Annotated in this window: 14 protein-coding genes and 1 other RNA gene; 9 read left to right on the forward strand and 6 right to left on the reverse strand. The window is 43.0% G+C overall.

Going from position 1 to position 18,776, the window contains the following annotated elements; genetic code table 11:
* Positions 1 to 235: 235 nt before the first annotated feature.
* Together F6J90_RS39590 and ssrA are read left to right on the forward strand one after the other, a co-directional pair.
* A complete protein-coding gene (locus F6J90_RS39590) occupies positions 236 to 1,399 on the forward strand; it encodes an NDP-sugar synthase (protein ID WP_293107261.1) in 1,164 nt (387 codons plus the stop codon).
* Between the two features lie 160 nt (positions 1,400 to 1,559).
* Positions 1,560 to 1,951: a transfer-messenger RNA gene (gene ssrA, locus F6J90_RS39595) on the forward strand.
* A 399-nt stretch (positions 1,952 to 2,350) separates the two neighbouring features.
* On the opposite strand, the gene F6J90_RS39600 is transcribed toward ssrA, so the two are convergent.
* Entirely contained in the window at positions 2,351 to 2,986 is a 636-nt protein-coding gene (locus F6J90_RS39600; protein ID WP_293107872.1) for a sugar transferase, read from the reverse strand.
* A 1,082-nt stretch (positions 2,987 to 4,068) separates the two neighbouring features.
* Entirely contained in the window at positions 4,069 to 5,373 is a 1,305-nt protein-coding gene (locus F6J90_RS39605; RefSeq protein WP_293107264.1) for a hypothetical protein, read from the reverse strand.
* A gap of 358 nt (positions 5,374 to 5,731) precedes the next feature.
* On the opposite strand from F6J90_RS39605, the gene F6J90_RS39610 reads away from it, so the two are divergent.
* The 3 genes from F6J90_RS39610 (at position 5,732) to F6J90_RS39620 (ending at position 9,073) form a co-directional block, all read left to right on the forward strand.
* Complete coding sequence (locus F6J90_RS39610; protein WP_293107267.1) at positions 5,732 to 6,439, forward strand: Crp/Fnr family transcriptional regulator; 708 nt, start codon at positions 5,732 to 5,734, stop codon at positions 6,437 to 6,439.
* A gap of 122 nt (positions 6,440 to 6,561) precedes the next feature.
* Positions 6,562 to 7,416 carry a DUF2232 domain-containing protein gene (locus F6J90_RS39615; protein ID WP_293107270.1) on the forward strand — a complete coding sequence of 285 codons (855 nt, stop codon included), beginning with the start codon at positions 6,562 to 6,564 and terminating at the stop codon, positions 7,414 to 7,416.
* 406 nt (positions 7,417 to 7,822) lie between these two features.
* The gene (locus tag F6J90_RS39620) at positions 7,823 to 9,073 is read left to right on the forward strand and encodes a nicotinate-nucleotide--dimethylbenzimidazole phosphoribosyltransferase (RefSeq protein ID WP_293107273.1); all 1,251 of its coding nucleotides are present in this window, start codon (positions 7,823 to 7,825) and stop codon (positions 9,071 to 9,073) included.
* 129 nt (positions 9,074 to 9,202) lie between these two features.
* Here F6J90_RS39620 and F6J90_RS39625 read toward each other — a convergent pair whose 3' ends face one another.
* Entirely contained in the window at positions 9,203 to 9,559 is a 357-nt protein-coding gene (locus F6J90_RS39625; protein WP_293107276.1) for a hypothetical protein, read from the reverse strand.
* Between the two features lie 833 nt (positions 9,560 to 10,392).
* On the opposite strand from F6J90_RS39625, the gene F6J90_RS39630 reads away from it, so the two are divergent.
* Complete coding sequence (locus F6J90_RS39630) at positions 10,393 to 11,583, forward strand: extracellular solute-binding protein (RefSeq protein WP_293107278.1); 1,191 nt, start codon at positions 10,393 to 10,395, stop codon at positions 11,581 to 11,583.
* 12 nt (positions 11,584 to 11,595) lie between these two features.
* On the opposite strand, the gene F6J90_RS39635 is transcribed toward F6J90_RS39630, so the two are convergent.
* From F6J90_RS39635 to F6J90_RS39645, 3 genes are all read right to left on the reverse strand, one after another.
* Positions 11,596 to 12,102: a hypothetical protein gene (locus tag F6J90_RS39635; protein WP_293107281.1), complete on the reverse strand. Its 507-nt coding sequence runs from the start codon at positions 12,100 to 12,102 to the stop codon at positions 11,596 to 11,598.
* A 212-nt stretch (positions 12,103 to 12,314) separates the two neighbouring features.
* On the reverse strand, positions 12,315 to 13,445 hold the full coding sequence (locus tag F6J90_RS39640; protein WP_293107283.1) for an aldo/keto reductase: 1,131 nt from the start codon (positions 13,443 to 13,445) through the stop codon (positions 12,315 to 12,317).
* A gap of 305 nt (positions 13,446 to 13,750) precedes the next feature.
* Positions 13,751 to 14,251, reverse strand: coding sequence for a bifunctional nuclease family protein (locus F6J90_RS39645; RefSeq protein WP_293047507.1), 501 nt, complete (start codon positions 14,249 to 14,251; stop codon positions 13,751 to 13,753).
* A 311-nt stretch (positions 14,252 to 14,562) separates the two neighbouring features.
* Between F6J90_RS39645 and F6J90_RS39650 the strand changes: the two genes are divergently transcribed.
* The 3 genes from F6J90_RS39650 (at position 14,563) to sbnA (ending at position 18,663) form a co-directional block, all read left to right on the forward strand.
* Positions 14,563 to 15,267 (forward strand): riboflavin synthase, encoded by a 705-nt coding sequence (locus F6J90_RS39650; protein WP_293107285.1) that lies wholly within the window; start codon positions 14,563 to 14,565, stop codon positions 15,265 to 15,267.
* A gap of 390 nt (positions 15,268 to 15,657) precedes the next feature.
* On the forward strand, positions 15,658 to 16,113 hold the full coding sequence (locus tag F6J90_RS39655; RefSeq protein ID WP_293107288.1) for an ISAs1 family transposase: 456 nt from the start codon (positions 15,658 to 15,660) through the stop codon (positions 16,111 to 16,113).
* Between the two features lie 1,506 nt (positions 16,114 to 17,619).
* The gene (gene sbnA / locus F6J90_RS39660; RefSeq protein WP_293107290.1) at positions 17,620 to 18,663 is read left to right on the forward strand and encodes a 2,3-diaminopropionate biosynthesis protein SbnA; all 1,044 of its coding nucleotides are present in this window, start codon (positions 17,620 to 17,622) and stop codon (positions 18,661 to 18,663) included.
* Positions 18,664 to 18,776 lie beyond the last annotated feature (113 nt).

Raw genomic sequence — 18,776 nt, forward strand, 5'->3', positions numbered from 1 at the left:
TAGCCTTGTCAGGAAACCAGGAATTCTCAGCTGGAGTCACTTAAAGCATCACTCAAAGCATAGGTTAAAGAAAATCCCAGCTTGCAAGTCCGCTGTGTAATAGCAGCAAGGATGAAAACAAGTTAGGGACTTTAGTGCCTTGTGCTAATCGTGGGTGAGAGTTCAAGGACTAGTTAGAATCGTACTCAATTGCCCACATCAACCTCTATGGATTTAGTTTAAGGAGAAAAGATAAATGAAAGCCATGATTCTGGCAGCTGGCAAGGGAACTCGCGTTCGCCCTATCACTTACACTATTCCCAAGCCATTGATTCCCATCCTGCAAAAACCAGTAATGGAGTTTTTACTAGAACTATTACGACAACATGGCTTCAACCAAATTGTGGTCAACGTCTCTCACTTGGCTAACGAAATTGAAAGCTATTTTCGAGATGGGCAACGCTTTGGCGTTGAAATTGCTTATTCCTTTGAAGGTCGCATTGTTGATGGTCAACTGGTTGGGGAAGCCCTCGGCTCAGCTGGTGGCATGCGTAAGATCCAGGACTTTTATCCCTTCTTTGATGATACATTTGTGGTGCTCTGTGGTGATGCCCTGATTGACCTGGACTTGACAGCAGCACTTAAATTCCATAAAGAAAAGGGAGCAATTGCTACCCTAGTGGCAAAACCTGTACCACGAGAACAGGTTTCTAGCTACGGTGTCGTAGTTACAGATGAAACTGGTCGAATCAAAGCTTTCCAAGAAAAACCCTCAGTGGAGGAAGCCCTCAGTACCAATATCAACACAGGAATTTACATTTTTGAGCCAGAAATCTTTAAATATATCCCCTCTGGTCAGGAATATGATATTGGCGGCGAACTGTTTCCCAAACTTGTGGAAACGGGGGCTCCTTTCTATGCGGTGCCAATGGATTTCCAGTGGGTTGATATAGGTAAAGTCCCAGATTACTGGCGAGCTGTTCGAGGTGTGCTGCTTGGAGAAATCAATAATGTACCGATTCCCGGCAAAGAAGTCGCTCCCGGAATCTATACTGGCTTAAATGTGGCCGTGAATTGGGACAAAGTAGATATCAAAGGTCCGGTTTACATTGGTGCTATGACCCACATCGAAGATGGGGCAAAGATTATCGGACCAACTATGATTGGTCCCAATTGCTGGATCTGTAGCGGAGCAACGGTTGAGAATAGCGTCATTTTTGAATACTCTCGCCTTGGAGCCGGAGTACGTCTAGTGGATAAGCTAGTGTTTGGACGCTATTGTGTTGACAAGACTGGTGCGGCTATTGATGTTCAGGCGGCAGCCCTAGATTGGCTGATTACTGATACCCGCCAGAGTTTGCCTGTCACTGAACCAGCAGAACGACAAGCGATCGAGGAAATCCTCAGCAGCAAGATTTAACAGGTTCACGTAAGTCCTCGTCCTTATAGAAGGCGGGGATTTACCCAGCTAAATAGCTTTAAAGAAATTTTCCAATTCAGGATCACCGCAAGACGATCAAAGGATTTGGTAGTTGCTACATTGAAATATGGACTATAATATAAAAAAGAAATAACTGCAAGGGGCCTTAATGGTTTCGACGTGTTGGTGAAAGCTGACCCGTGATTCAGGTCGAGAGTGAGTCTTCTCTCGCAAATACCGGACTCAAAAAAATTGTAACTGCGAACAACATCGTTCCTTTTGCTCGTAAGGCTGCACCTGCTGTTGCCTAAACACCTATAAACAGGTTCGAGCGTCTGTAGTTTGACTCCGTTAAGGACTACGGACTTAACCCCAACGGATGCTCTAGTAAGCTGTCTTTGGTCGGTTTGCTAGCTAAGACTTCACCAAAGCATCCTGTCATCCGGGATAATGGATGATCCCCGCTCCGAGGGTTAAAGGGGCTATGCCTGTGAATGAGCGATAAGTAAATAACCAGGGCGGACACGGGTTCAATTCCCGTAGGCTCCATTAAAAAATAAATATGACCTATTAAGATTGATTTCCTGGATTTATCCCGGTACATCAACGTTAATTTTTATTCTCCTAGGGAGCATGAAAGTGATTATTCCTCAACTTGTCTCACCATTCAATACTTCCACTGTATTTATTGGTCTGTTTATAGCAGTTATCAACATGGTTCGGTAAATCTTGGCAAAATAGGATTAATTTGACTGCTAAAAATAGCAGTGGTTATCCTGTAATTAATTAATTAATATGTTAAGGATACGTATTTATTGGCTTAAGCTAACCCCACCTCAATCAAACATTCTCAATCAAACATTGTAGATGGGGTTAGCTTAAGCATTCTGTTCAACCCCGATTTAATACTCCAGATTTAGTAGTATTAGGTTAACAGCTTATAAACTGAGCTTAATAAGCACCATGCCTATTCAAGATTACCATGATAGTTTTCAGAATCAGCTTCAGGTCGTAGCCGATAGACCACTTATGTTGGTAATCCAAGTCCATAAGAACCACATCTTCAAAGTCAGTCACCTTTGAACGACCATTGACTTGCCATTCACCGGTGATTCCAGGTTTAACTCTTAAACGCTTGTAGTGATGGCGGTTGTAGCCCATGACTTCATCAAAGGTAGGAGGACGAGTTCCGACTAGGCTCATCTCTCCGATCAAGACGTTCCAGAATTGGGGAAATTCATCAAGACTGGTGCGGCGTAGAAAGCCTCCGATCCGACTGATACGGGGATCATTTTCATTTTTGAATATATGACCTTTAGCTTGGTTTTCTACTAAGTGCTTGAGTTTGTCTGCACCCACGATCATGGAGCGGAATTTCCAGATTCGGAAGAGTTTCCCATTCAGACCACAACGGATCTGACTATAAAATAATGGACCGGGATCTACTATCGACATAGCGATCGCAATGGGAATTGCGATGCTCACGGTAATTAATAATCCAACCAAAGCTCCAATAATATCAATTAATCGCTTGATCTTATTGTTAGCAGACTGATGAACCTCTTGCTGAAATAAACAACTGGGTATTCTGTGATCCCAAATTGGTGAATCAACCGAGGTATAAGCAGAAGACTTGGAGATAATCACGGCTTTCTATTAGTTATCTAATGATTAAACGACGGAATAATTGCTTGAAATCCCCAGGCTGATAGAACAGTTATGCTCAAGGGAGCTAACTTGCTTAGGTAGTTTTTGGCAAATCTTTACGGAAGAGTCTCCTGCCATTTTTTAAAATATTTGGTAGGCACCCACTAACCCTAAAGTCTTTGTTGTCAACTAAATAGTCTATTAACCAGACCGCTGAAAACTTTAAAAGTTCCCGCTAATGTGGATATTTTAAAAAAAAAGTAACTTATATATAGGTAGATGACCTTGTCATTTTTATTGACCGCCTTATTAATAATTTTTAATCGAAGCCTCTGCTCATAGTATTTTGATTTTTTAAAAAAGGAGTAGTATATTTTGTATCATTTCATTGAACTTTCACATTTTAGGGACGAATTCGTGAAGGAATTGTGAATTGGGGTTGAATTAATTGACTTCCTCTCTGAATTTTGGTAGTAATAGTTAACTATTACTAATCAACCAATGACTGGAAATGATTAGAGGTGAAGATAATGCAATTGATGTTAAGTTGCTAGGTAGACATCCCTCAAGACTACCTCTGATACCAAATCCAAGTTAAAAACCTCCTTTATAATCAAGTCACGGGGCGAAGCCTTAGGTGAAAGGCAGGTAAACCCAAACTTATCTAGCCGCAACTTCCCTCTTGACTGGGCTAAAAGGGGGCTATAAAAGCGGATTTCAGATCACAGATAAGTAAACACGGCTATAGCTTAGCCATGTTGCCAGCTTGGCAGTAATTTTCAATAATTTCCCCAAAACAGAACGGATGCGGTTCATCCTAGTCTGTTAAAAGCGTCCCACGGATTGCTAAGGGCTGACGCCCCGCTGCGCGAACACATCTGTTCTGTAATGAAAGAAACTTGCATCGTCACAAGCCACTATTTTCTTTGCTCAAAGCTCTTTAATCTTCCGACCCACCCCACGTCCCCGCCCCAGCCCATACCCCACAAACCTCACAGCGTCTCAAACGCTCAAGCTACTTGTCACACCTTCAGGTAATTCACACCCATCTGTTCACACAAATCTGTCAAGGCATTAATAGTAGCAATGGCTTCTGAATGGTCAAGGGAGTCATTGGTTCGAGATGTCTTCTGGGACTCTGGCGTAGCATCGGCTAAGTGCGATTGGCCGTAGGCCACGCTACGGGATGCTCGGTACGAGCCGCTACGCGAACGCAATGGTGTATTTTCTTCAGACAATCCTATGCCCCAGGATTGAGGCAACTCTCCTGTTGACCAATCCATTGGTGGTTCCTGATTCAAATCTGATTGGCCAAAGGCCACGCTTCGCGAACGCTCAGACACCACCTCAGTCATAGTCAGAGAGTTTTTGGGCAATAAGGTTTCCGGATGTAATTGAAAGCTATCCTTATCCTCAACTTGAACCTGTACATCCGGTGGTTGTTGTGAGGAAGACCATACGCTTGAAGCTTCTCGTCCTAACTGCTGAGCTAGACGATTCACAAAGGCAGCAAACAACATTTCTCCCTGCATGCCTAAGCTGTGCATTTTTTCAAGTTCCTGAGATAAAGACTCCTGGTAACCTTGAAGATCTCTGTGTAGGGTCTCAAAAATCAACCGCTGGTTAACATCTATATTCTGTATGAGTTGATCAGATTGTTTTTGAAGCTGCTGTAGTTGCTCAATGACCTTTTGTCTTTGGACTACAGCAACAATCTCGTCCTGATTTGAAGGCAATCGGTTGATTGAGTCATCACTAGTGGGATTCTGTTTTAAGTGAGCTTCCCAATTCGCTAAAATTTGAGATAGCTTTTGCGTCAAGCTTTCGACAAGGCGGTTGATGAGCCCTTGTGAGAACTCTGAAGCAAACTGCACATTTGCAGTTTGTTGTTTGGTATAGTAATCCAGCTGCTGCTTGGTACTCTCCAAATGCTGAATTTCTCGTACCAGAGACTCCCGCTGTTGCTGTAGAGCCTCCAACTCTACCTGCAATGGTTTCGTGAAATCGGTACGTAGAAGGTTCATTTCTTGAGTAACCGCTTGCAGGATTTGCTGCACTCCCTCCTGAACAGATGTGGGTACTCCCGTCTGAGATGGGGTTACTGTAGTACTTGTATTGTCCGATTCTACCCCTAGCTTTTGCTGTTGGGAAACTAGGTAGCTACGAACTTTCCGCAAAACCTGGTGTGCAGCCGCTAGGTCACCAGACTTGAACCATGGTAGAGGAAAGTCAGGCTTATGGAGGATGTGGTCAATATCAGCAATCAGAGATTGAATGTCGGTTTGAGCAGTCACTTTGAAACCCTTGACGAGAACAAATTGAGTCATACAGGAGTGAGAGTCAGCCCCCTGTGTCTAATGTTAAATTGCCAGAGTCACCAAACTATTACAAATTGTTCATCATGGAGCATAATAACTGTACTTACCCGATGTGATTATTGCCAAGCCCTCTACCAGAATTAGCCTACCTCAGCTCACTGCAAGTAGTTTAGCTCCAGTAGAATCTTTGTTTGTCAAGGCAATTTCACTCACATCAGTCATTTTCGTTGGTCTACCAAAGGTGGTGAGGTTAAGCAGATCTGTTTCATTGGCTTCTTTTAGTTGACATAGGCAAACTCCCTGACTCACTTGATTTGACAGCGGATCATCTATCTATTCAAGGTGTTTACGAAGCGCTCATGATCCCATGGAAGACCGATACAATTCATCTGAAGTTAACTCTAATGTTCATGATTCGATGGCTAGCACTCCTTTTTTTGCTGGCTTACCAGATTCTAGTGTCAAAAAAGCCATTATTAATATGGTTACCCGTAGCCATCCTGCAAATCGAGTGATTTTACTTGAGAATGACTGGGGGGGGTCTGTCTATTTCATCTTAGATGGTTGGGCAAAGATTCGCACCTATAACATGGATGGGAAGGAAGTGACCCTCAATATTCTTGGGAAAGGAGAAATCTTTGGTGAAATGGCAGCGTTAGAAGAAGTACCTCGTTCAACAGATGTGATTACCTTAACCCCTACAACCATTGGTAGTATACCCGCTCAGGATTTTACCCAGTTAATTCATACGGAACCTTTGGCTGGTGTCCACTTAGCTCAGTTGATGGCAAAGCGTCTGCGTCAGGTTAACCGACGCCTACGCTTGCGGGAGTCAGATAGTACCTCACGAGTGGCAGACACCTTGTTGTTTCTAGCTGAAGGACAAGGCAAATTGAAACAAAGAGGAACTGAGATTCCTAACTTACCTCATCGAGAGATAAGTAGCCTTAGTGGATTGGCGCGGGAGACGGTCACACGAGTCCTGACAAAGCTGGAGAAGAAAGGCTTGATCATGCGGGATCAGGATACCCTTTTTATCTGTGATCTGCCTGCTATGGAAAAGATGATTATCTAGTCTTCAGATATAAGGTATCTCCAAATGAGGAGAAATTTGAGATGGGCTAAGATGCAAGGGTACTTTAACAGTATCTCTTCTGTTATCATCTGTCCCTTTCCTCAAGAGGTTCCTAAATTTGCATGAGTGATTCTTTTGATGATGGTCAAGCTGCTTCACCAGATCTCTTTGCCCAATCTAAAAACAAACCCACAAAATCAACAATGGAATCCCCTAAGAGCAATGCTGATGTAACTGAGATCGGGGATCAATTAACTGGGGAGCCAAATTACCCACTAGAGAAGAGGGAACCTAGGGCAGTGTACAAACAATCCACTTCTGCGAACTCCCCTAACCTGATTAATGGTCTAAACCCTAGACCTCAGACACCCATAACCATGGTAGAAACAGCGTTTCTGGCCAGTACCGCCAGCTTGATTTGGCTGATTAATTATTACTTTCCTCTAGGACCAATACTCAAAATGTTTTTCCCAGTGCCGATTGCTTTAGTTTACCTAAGGAGGGGCAGTAGGGCATCCTGGATGGCAGCACTGGTTTCGGGGTTGTTACTATCAGTGCTTATGGGAATAATTCGCAGTATTATCTTTTTGATTCCTTATGGTCTGATGGGGGTGCAACTGGGAGCTTTGTGGAAAGGTCGAGCTAGCTGGCTGCTTTCTATTAGTATGGGTACGCTAATTGGTACTATAGGCTTCTTTTTTCGGTTTTGGTTGTTCTCAATTCTATTGGGGGAAGACCTCTGGGTTTACGTGATGACCCAGGTGACAGGATTATTGGATTGGTGGTTTGTCAAGCTGGGGTTGCTATTTCAGCCCAGTCTATTTCTAGTTCAAACTTTGGCTATAGTAATGATTATTATCAATAATGCCATTTATTTATTTGTAGTGCATATTGTAGCTTTACTAATGCTCGACCGATTAGGAAACCCGATTCCTAGACCACCAAACTGGGTAAAAGTTTTGCTGGATTACGATTGAGCTATTAGTCATTGGTCACTTGTAATTGCGAAGAGACTGTTTGTTATACTTTGAACGGTCAGCTTACACGCTACTTGAGGGCTACGCTTTCCGGAAACAGTTATCAGCTCTGAGCCTTTGGAGCTTAGAGCTTAAGCCTGATTGATTACCTTTAGCTCAGTTTATGCCCGTGGGAAGTATGGCAATCGTTCTTTTATTTTAATTTATGGAATTATATTGCTTGAAAAATTATTACTATTAAATAGTTAAATATTTACTACTTTATTTATTTGCTATTTTTTTTAATTATTCTGTTACCTTATCCAAAGTTTACTGTTCCCTTTAACCACAATTAATCTGTAGTTTAGTATTTTTTTTATATTTCTTTTTCTATTTCATAGAACTAAGGACTAAGGATTAAGGACTAATGATCCGAGTTTATACCCAGCAGGTAAAGGCAAAACGGTGGTTACAGCAGTATCAGGGATGCTCACCGGTATTTGCTTGTATTTTAGGATTCACTGCTACTGGGTTGATTCCAGACATTTCTGCTGCTGGTGCTACCCCAGATGATCGTCAGTATACTGCGATCGCTGATGCTGAGTTTTTGGTCAATGGAGTTACTCGCCAACCTCAATATCCCCTTCCTCCTCTAACTGTGGGAGTATCCCCTGTCTTTATTTCCCGTGCTGTAGTTGAGGCATTTAACCTACCCATCTATCTGTTCAATGCTGGTTTACCTCACCCTCCGACAGTACCAGCCATTGACTTAGGTGGTATTCCTGCTAAGTGCCTATCTTCTGGCAATGCCTTGCCCCTGGAAACAGTGAAACGGCTATTTGAGCAAGGTTTACAGTGGGGAGAAAAGCTAGCAAGTGTGGTTGGTGATAGCTATCTGATTATTAGTGAGTGTGTGGTTGGGGGAACTACCACCGCACTTAGCCTGCTCACTGGCTTGGGGATTGATGCAGCTGGCAAGGTTAACAGTAGCCATCCCCAGTGCAATCATGGTCAAAAGTGGGACGTGGTGCAGCTGGGGTTACAACGAGCTGGGTTAGGGGGTAGGGGAGCCGGGGAGCTTCCTGAAAGCGAACCTAGGAAGAAAAATTCACCGTCTCACCCCTACCACCCCGCACCTTTATACTCCGTCACCTCCTCATCCTCTCACCCCCTCACCCCCTCACCACTTGATCACTTAAAGCTAGTGGCAGCGGTGGGAGATCCGATGCAAATTGCCGCAGCAGGTATGGCCATGGCAGCTAGTCGTCGCTGTGGCGTTTTACTCGCTGGTGGTACCCAAATGCTAGCGGTTTATACCTTAGCACAGGCATTGGCAGAGTCGGTTTTAGCCTACCCCAGTATTACTGAGGGTAATTCCCTAGCATGGCAACCAGCACAAGTAGTTGTGGGAACAACTCGCTGGGTGGCAGAAGACTCGACTGGTGACACGGTTGGATTAGCACAAAATATTGGGAGTGTACCCCTTTTGGCAACACAATTGAGTTTTACCCAGTCTCGTTATCCTCAGCTACACGCATATGAGCAAGGATATGTCAAGGAAGGTGTGGGTGCTGGAGGATGTGCGATCGCAGCCCACCTTTATAAGGGTTGGAACTCGGCTGAATTACTTCAAGCCATTGAAAACTTGGTGGAGCAATATGGTCTTTCTCTGAGGTGATTGTTGTTGGAGCCAGTGAAAAAACACTTTACAGTCTGACCAAGTTAGTTAGAAAATCCTTGGCAGAGGCACTGATTTGTTTTCGCCATTAACCTTCAACCCTGAGGCTAATCTGGAGAAGACTGCCAATTAGGAATGAATTCGCTGTGCTAGGAGTTGTTCTTCTAAGGCAGCAATCCGATTGTAGGCTGCTGTAAGTTGGGCAGTTAAGCGTTGGACTTGAATATCGGCAGAGATATTATTGTTGCTATTGCTAGAGAAACTACCTAGCCCAGAGTTATTATCAATCAGCACATCTTTATGTTGGGTCAGTAGGTTAATGGAACTTTGACTTTCGTTGGTCCGGGGTATCGCTTGCCCAGTTGGCTGAGATTGCTCAGTTTCCTGCCTTGAACTATTTTTGAGTTCAGAAAAGCCTTCTGAAATCTTAAAACTGAGTTTTTCGATAGCTTCGCACAGAGTATCTACTCTATGACTTAGAGCCATGATTTGATTTTGATATTCATCCATAGGATTTTAAACTACCATAACTTAGTTCTTTTTTTATCCTAGTCACTTAAGGATTAAAATCCGATGAATTGCTGATTTATTTAACTATTGTCAAGAATCTGTCAAAAATCCGCTCTAAACTCCTTAGAGTCTGTTTTCCAGAGTAATTTTTTCAAAAATGCCAGATAGCCGCTGTATATCTTGATATTTACCCTGATTAATTCAACCTTAATTAATAATTGTCTTTTATCCCAAGTTCCGCACCACAATTAGCACAATCGGTTTTTTCGGAATTAATTCCTTGGCATTAGTGATTTTTAATACATAACGTACGGATATTCTAGAGAGATGGTCAAGTAATCGAAGTTGACAAGATAACCAATCAGTGCATTAACTGCTTGATCTGGATATTTCTATCTCCCGATCACTCTATCTTACAGATCTAGATTTTTTAGAGTTAGCTCTGAAACAGGACTGTGTGTTCAGGGGGAGGAGAGGCAGGAAAAGGGAGACCAAGCTGGTGTTTTCGTTCTTTTGATCTTGCTTACTCTTAACAAGAGTAAATTAATAAGAGTCAAACTATCATTGATGTCAAGTGATGTAAAAGTGATGTAAAAGTAGATTCAGATGCCTTAGCCCTTGACTTAGATTAGTTTTGTTAACCAGACTATGAGTAGTTGTTAATTGATTATCTTTACGATATCTAGCAGATGGCTGTTGGTGTAAGATATCACAAAAGCAGTTAATTGGTAATAGCTATGGTAGTTGCTATTGAGCCAATGTAAATTAAGGTCAAAGAGTTGGTAACCAGAGGAAATTCAGAAATACTTATGAAACGACGCTCCTTGATACTAGGTGCTAGTACCATAGCCCTTAGTCAGTTAGCATCTGGTTGTACTGGACAACAAGCCTCTTTAAAGGTAAGGCTGTTGCAAAATTCAATCCCAGTTCAGCTGTTGGGTGAATTTCGTAAGACGTTAAAATCACGGGCTACCCTAAATTTTGACCCGGAGAAACAACTATCTGCTTTATTCAAACTCCTGACAACCTTGAAAGAGCAAGGCAAATCTAACAATAACCAAGGTCGCTCCCTCCTAGATTTGATCCGGATTAGATCTAGGACACCGATAAGTCCTGATTTAGTTACCCTAGGAGATTATTGGCTAAAGTCAGCCATTGAGCAGAAATTGATTCAACCTTTGAAGATAGAAACCTTGTCAGGATGGAAAGAACTGCCACCAGAGTACCAGAAACTCGTCAAACGTGGTGACCAAACTGGTCAGCTAGACAACTCAGGGAAAGTTTGGGGTGCTCCTTATCGCTGGGGTGCTACCGTCATTGCCTATCGCCGTGACAAGTTCAAAGCCTTAGGCTGGACTCCTACCGATTGGAGTGATTTGTGGCGTGAGTCTTTACGCGATCGCATTTCTGTATTAGACCACCCCCGAGAAGTGATTGGTTTAACCTTGAAAAACCTAGGCTTATCTTATAATCAACAGGATTTAAATCAAGTCAAAGACTTGAAACCAGCACTTCGACAACTGGCTAAACAGGTTAAATTCTACAGTTCGGATCACTACCTAAAACCTCTAGTGTTGGGGGATACCTGGGTAGCAGTGGGTTGGTCTACGGATATCCTGGCACTAAGAACACGCGATCGCCAAATTGAGGCAGTGGTGCCTCAGTCAGGAACAGCCCTGTGGTCAGATGTATGGGTAAAACCGGTATCAGTTAGCTCTGCTTCTGACTCCTCAGAAAGTAACTCTGGGTCGGATTTAAGCAAAGAGTGGATTCAATTTTGCTGGCAAAGCAAATCAGCCAAGCAAATTTCTCTACTGACTAATGCTGCTTCCCCGATTCTGGTTAATATGCCAAGAAATACGCTGCCACAAGATATCCAATCTAATCATCTACTGCTGCCAGAAGCAGCAATTCTTAACAAGTGTGAATTTCTCCATCCCTTACCAGAGTCTACACAAAAAGAGTATCAGTCCTTGTGGAAAGAAATGCGAAGTACTTGAAAATTGCCTGTTCTAGTTTTTTGATAACTGGCAAAAGGCCGAGACTTTACCAGCTAAAGGTACTTGACCAGGAATACATACCTCCACCTGGCACATGGAATTACCATCACAGGTATAAGCTCCTAAAGGCTTTCCTCGCTGGTTAAATACTCTGGTATTGTAGTCATACTCTCTGGCAACGTTTCCCATTTTGTTAATAAAAGCATACCTACCGAGATAGTTAAGCAGACTCCAGAGTTGGCGATTCACTACCAGATCTACCCGGCGTTTACTCGGATAAGCTAACCAATTATCCAGTAGCTTACCGCCAAACTGTTCATCAGCCCACCAGAAACTCGGAGTAGTGAGCTTAGTTTGAGAGATAGTATCAGCAGTAATCACAGAGCCATCAGTAGGAAGATTCTCTGGCTGCAGGACATTTAAATTCACAGCTTCTGTGTCTGGCTGCACTCCTACAGTCTTTTGAGCTAAAACTGGTTTAGGCTTCCAACTAACCAGAAAACAGCTCTCTAGAAACACAAGGCACAACACACAAGGCACAAGGTACAACAGATTTATTTTAGTAACGTTGTTTCTTTTATCCATCAATCAACCTTAAACATTTTTGAATTAAGAATGTAGAATTAAGAATGTAGAATTCTACATTCTACATTCTGCATTCTGCATTCTGCATTCTACATTCTGCATTCTGACAGACAACCTTAAACCCACCAAACCTTCAACCAACTACCTTATCCCCAAAGACGACGCCTAGGAGAACCATTAAGACGCTGGTGGGTATCACAGAGTAAGGAAGGAATATCCAGTTGTTCGGGGCAACGGGGAAGACAGTCACCACACTGGGTACAACGGTTTCCCTTGACCCCCCTAAACCAATGACCAGCATTTTCAAACATTTGATAGCGATATTGACCAAACTCGGTCATGTCGTAAGCCAAAGCAAGATTGCGCAGCCGCAAGACTTCTGGAATGTTAATGGTTTCTGGGCAAGGTAGACAAGCGTAGCATTGACTACAGCGGTCAGTTCCTAGAGCATTGTTCAATTGGGTTTCCAAACGAGAGAATGCTGCCACTTCCATTGGGCTCAAGCACTCATCTCGGTTAGCCACACTCAAAGGCAGGGTCAGCTCATCTGGGTTAGCCGGTCCAATACTAAGGGTGGTAATGCGGCGATCGCTTAATAAAAACCGATAGTTCAGTTCTAGTGGCGAGAAGGGATGGCACAGTTTCTCTAACTTTGGTGGTGGGGTGTAGAGTTTGCCTCCTTTATCAGCAGGAGATATGATGAATATCCCCATATCCTTCTGATTAGCCAATTCAATCGCCGCAGCATTGCGTTGAAAGAAGTAATAGTAATGCAGGTTGATGAATTCAAAAAAATCTGTCTGAATTGCCCCTAGAATCACTTCTATTGAACCGTGGGTTGAGAAACCAACATGGTTTATACGTCCCTGGGCTACGACTTTTTGGACAGCTGCCATACAGCCGCTGTCGGACTTTACCCAGGACAGATGCTCCTCAGTGTTAATGCCATGAATTGCTAAACAATCGATATAGTCGAGTTGTAGACGTTCTAAGGAATCATTAATCCACTGACTCATCAAATCAGCATCAGGGGTTGGTTGAATCTTGGTGGTGATGTATAGCTGGTCTCGTGGTACTGACAATCCAGCTTTCAGGATGTTACCAAGGTACTCTTCACTCTTGCCGTAACCCCTGGCAGTTTCCAGGTGGTTAATTCCTTGAGCGATTACCTGTTGCACTGTCTTCTGAGCATTTGACTCAGATGCTAAGCAACGCATGGTGCCGCAAGAAAACATTGAAAGCTGGAGATTAGTTTTACCAAACCGCCGATAACGCATGTTCCCCAACTGCTGAAATAATCAAATCTTTGGTTAAAACGTTGCCCAAAAAACAGTTGCGCAAAAAACTCAGTTGATGGCCATCGATTGTATTCGGTTATAGCTTCGGGTATAGCTTGGGGTATAGCTTGGGATATATCCATTTATCCAAACGCTCACTTGCGGTAGAGCATCGGGATTAGAGTATCAGAAAAAATCTCACCAACAGCTAAATGGTAAGGCTTTCAGAAACATCTCAATAATTTTTTTCAGAGAAATTGAAATATTGTTGCTGTTAAATCCCGTTTAATCCAATTATTTTGGCTTTAGGTACCACGGCTATATCCTCCACGGTGGAGAAAATCTTCTGGGCGGATATTAGAGACAAATTCCCGAAAAGCTCGACGCTCCTCTTCGTCCTTATCTTGGTCTACAGGTATCGAAGCATCGGCAATAACTTCTTCCATCACCCAAATCGGACTGCCAGTACGCAGGGCGATAGAGATGGCATCACTTGGTCGAGCATCAATTTCTTTCTTTGTCTCACCCTGACTAACACAGAGGCTGGCATAGAACGTGTTATCCTGGAGGGAGTGTATTATAACACGATCCAGTTTTATGTTCCACTCCTCTAGAAAATTGACCATTAGGTCATGGGTCAGGGGACGGGGTGGTGTTTGTCTTTCCAAAGCACTGATAATTGCCTTTGCTTGATCTTGCCCAATATAGATTGGCAGAGCACGCCGATCTAAGACATCTTTCAGTAACACGATGGGGCTACGTGTTACAGTATCTACTGCAATGCCAGCAACTCTCATTTCAATCATCAGCTTAGCCTCTAGAATACGGTCAGCATCAGGGGCATCAAAGCGAAGCGGTAAACTAGTACTGTACAGACGGGCACCGAAACTTGCGCTTGCCAGATCTGTTCTTGTCATGTTACCGGTCAACGGTAAGATCAGCCCTTGAGAATCCAATTCGGTGAGATCAACAAGATTGTATTCTCCAAGTATGCCTTAGTCTCAGGAAATTTGTTTGGCCACTTCACTAAAAAAACACAAACCTATGCCAGCTCTTTTCCTACTAACAGTCTAGTTGCACCAGTTCATCCGCTTACAGAAGAACAGTATAAACAACAGTGTTTACAGGATTAATTCAAGCCCTCGGCACAATTGGACCAATCGGAAGCGATCGCTTTATTGTCTCCGGTACCTCTGATGCTATGGATGTTATCTTACAGGATTTAGAACCTGGTGATAGTGTAGCAGTGGATGGAATTTGCCTAACGGTAGAGAAAATTTTGCCCACAGGCTTCTCGACCACTGCTTCTGATGAAACTCAGGGGCGCACCACCCTCGGACAACGGCTACAGACAACCTCCTACGTTAATTTGGAAACGTCTTTGCGTGTGGGTAGCAAGCTAGGGGGTCATTTTGTAACGGGTCACATTGACGGTATTGGCTGCTTAACGCAATCTTTACAAACACCAAACTCCTGGGAAATGTGCTTTACAGCACCAGCTTCTTTGACGGATGTGTGGCAGCATAAGATAGCCCGTTATCTTGTTCCTAAGGGTAGCATTGCTGTCAATGGGGTCAGCCTAACGATTGCTGAGTGTGACCCGAACGGCAGTTGGTTCAAAGTAGCGGTGATTCCCCATAGTTACACCCATACGAATCTTAGCCACTTACGGACTGGCAATTGGGTGAATATCGAAAGTGACATTTTAGGGAAATATGTCGATAAGTTGCTGGGTAATCGAGTACCAGCTGCTGAAGCGATGGATGAAATGTCCCCGGAATTTCTCCTAGAACATGGGTATTTGACATCCTCCCACGGCTGAAGCCTCTAGGGCTGTTTCATTCTTGTGAAGGATCAGGGAGGCCAAAAGTTAACAACTAAACAACCCAACCTTCACACTTCACACTTGAGAATTCACATTCCATTGAATTCCGACCTCTACGGAAAGGGAGGCTCAACAAGCACAACAGCCAAGGTTGTTCATAGAGCAAGAACGACAACGGTCACAGTGGCTAGCAGAGCGGTTAAGGGTGATGGGCATTGACCCGAAAGTTACCGAGTAATCAGGTTGAACAGAAATGCGTTCCCGTAGCGTGACCTTTGGTCAATCAGATTCTGATTAATGCAGGGTAATCCCATTGAATTTGGTATAAATTGTACTTGACAAAAGAAATAAAGAGTATAAGGAAACTTTCCGACAATCGAGGCTGTGTTGACACAACTGCTGAAGTTGCTCAACCTCAAGGGAGCTGTAGTCACCTTGGATGCTATGGGTACTCAAATAGAGATTGTCCAGGAAATCCAGCGGGGAGAAGGGGACTATGTCCTGGCCCTCAAAGGTAATCAAGGTCAGCTCTGTGAGCAGGTAAAAGCTTGGTTTGACCAAGGTCAAGCTCACCATTGGCAGGGGATTGACTACAGCTATGATCAAACTACTGAAAGTGGGCATCATCCCCTGGAAACCCGGGAAGTTTGGGCAGTGCCAGTAACTCAATTACCACCAAAGCATCGCCAAAATCAGTGGTTGGGTTTAACCACAGTAGTGATGGTTCGCTCTTACAGACAATTATGGAACAAAACAACCACAGAGGTGAGGTTGTACCTCAGTAGCTTGGAAGCGGATGCCCAGCGGCACCATCAAGTGATTCGCTCCCACCTTTTGTATTGAAAATAGCTTACATTGGGTTGTTGATGTCACCTTTGATCAAGATGCCAGTCGAGTACGTCAGGGTCATGGTGCAGAAAACCTCGGCTTGTTGCGTCGTTTGAGTGTCAATTTACGTGGATCGTGAACCCTCCAAGCCAAGTTTGAAGATGAAGCGTTACAGGGCGCTTGATGGACAATAACTTCCTGAACAAAATCCTGGCTGCTAGGGTGGCTGAGTCATAGGGTAGCTTAGTCCAGTGGCGAAACTAGATCTCGGTTGACCTTGGAGGTAAAGAATATTCTCCAGTAGCTCACCAATGATCTCCCTGTTGCACTTAGCTCAATTTTATCTGGCTTTGTGCGCTTTATAACTCGCCTTGTGCTGTCAAGTTTCCGGTTATTTTACATTGACACTCCCCACCCTGGAAGGACGGGGATTCTTGCTTCTACGAGGTGACTTGTTTAACCAGGCCGGAGCCAGAAAAAATAGAGGTCTGCTCTCCACAAGCGTACTTGGTCTATGACCTAGGTTTCGGTGTGCCGGAAACGAAACCTTAGAAGAGTGGAGCCTTAGTACAAAACCTTGTACCCTATTCTGCATAACCCTAAAAATATAAAGGCTCCACTCTTCGTACGGTAACTTCAAACCCCACCGTACCTAATATACTTAACAAGTTAGATAAACTTTTTCTTGATATTATGTTTTCGTAGATATCCAAATCGTTAGATTTGATTATGCAATAAGCTGATATCTTAGCTTATTTTTTACATCATCTACTTATTTTAAGCTCTTGTTTATCTAGAGTATTAATTGTTTTTTGTTATGTTTTTATACTAACACGCTTCGTGAAAACTGTCAAGTTTTCACTTAAAAAGAAAGCCGTCCTATAAGGACGGGGCGCGATTACCAAAAATTTTGGACCCAAAATTTTTGGTAATTTTATCACTCGATTCCAATGGGATTACCCTGCTGTACTCACTGAGAGGGTTTAAGCTACATAACTTTCCACCGCAGCAGAATAATAACATCTTGATTTCGGTAGATTTTGCAGCCACGTGGCTTGGCATCACCCACAGAAAACCACAGCAATTGTCAATTCTGATGACTTTATCCAACAGCATGGATTTTTGATATTATAACAAGCATATCGCAGTTTCGCTAGATCTACCCCAACTACTTACTATGTCTATAATTCCAAGGCTTGACCGCTGCGGGATTCCCCCACACGCCTAACTTATTATCAACAGCAAACTGACTCGCCTGTTCAACCGCATCCCACGATGGACAATCACTCTTATATTGAGAAATAGCCCCCCATGTTCACAATAAAAGGGTCACACGCCGGATTCCTTATCGGGTTAATATCTTGGGGTTTTTCTGGGTAAGAATCAACTACTAGATAACGTGGCGTGTGGTATAATATTCTCCCAGTGGGGGCTATGGATGTGTTGTCTTAGCCCCAATTTCCCTGTACACTTCACCAAGTGAATTCCGATAGCTCAACTATTCGGACATCTCAGTAATGTTTGAAAAAGCATAAAAAAACAATGGTAGGAATTCTAAGTGCAATTGGAAATACGCCTCTTATTCAACTGTCTAATCTCTTTGATACAACGTCAATAAACTTTTTTGCTAAATTAGAAAGTATTAATCCCGGTGGAAGTATTAAAGACCGAACTGCTATCAAAATGCTTGAAAATGCTATTAAAAATGGAAATATCAATAAAAATACTACTGTAATTGAATCAACTTCTGGAAATCTTGGTATAGGATTAGCCCAAGCATGTGCTTATTACAAATTAAAGTTGATTTGTGTCGTAGATCCGAAGGCTAGCACTCAAAATATCGATATTATCAAAGCCTATGGTGGAGAAATTGACTATGTATCAGAACCTGATCCTCAAACTGGTGAATTTCTCCAGGCAAGGCTAAAACGGGTAAAAATGCTATGCCATAAAAATCCAGATTTCTTCTGGATAAATCAGTATTCCAATATTGATAATCCATTAGCACATTATGAAACGATGCGCGAAATATTAGAACAACTAAACGAGCAAGTTGACTATTTGTTTTGTGCTGTGAGTACCTGCGGCACTATCAGGGGATGTGCAGAATACATCCGCAAAAAAAATCTCAATACACAAATTATTGCAGTGGATGTCAAGGGGAGTCAAATTTTTGACAATGAGCAAACAATAAGACGATTTCCAGGTATGGGAGCTGGAGTCAGAAGTATACATTGTAACGATGAGCTAATTAACGGTTATATCCTCGTTTCCGATCAAGATTGTATTCGTTGCTGTCATCAGCTTGTAGCACGGGAAGGAATTTTGGCAGGTGCTTCGTCAGGGGGGGTTGTTGCTGCGGTAGAGGCTATGCAAAACCAGATGAAAAGTAACAGCACCTGTGTTATGATCCTTCCTGACCGAGGTGACCGCTATTTAAAGACTCTTTATTCAGAAACGTGGATTAAAGAGAACTTTGGTGAAGAGTATTATAAAAAACTTCTCAGTCAGAATTTTCGTGGTACCCCTGCTCCTAAAATCCAGCTTTTTAGTGTGAAAGGGTAACTACAGCATTTCTAGATGAGTTGTAAACCCAGATTGTCGTTTTTTTATTCAAAAAACTTCTGTATTCTTCCCTTCTGACTCCTGACTCCTTTTTTACACCATTCAATAACGAG

The organism is Moorena sp. SIOASIH, from assembly GCF_010671925.1.
Classification (GTDB): Bacteria; Cyanobacteriota; Cyanobacteriia; order Cyanobacteriales; family Coleofasciculaceae; genus Moorena.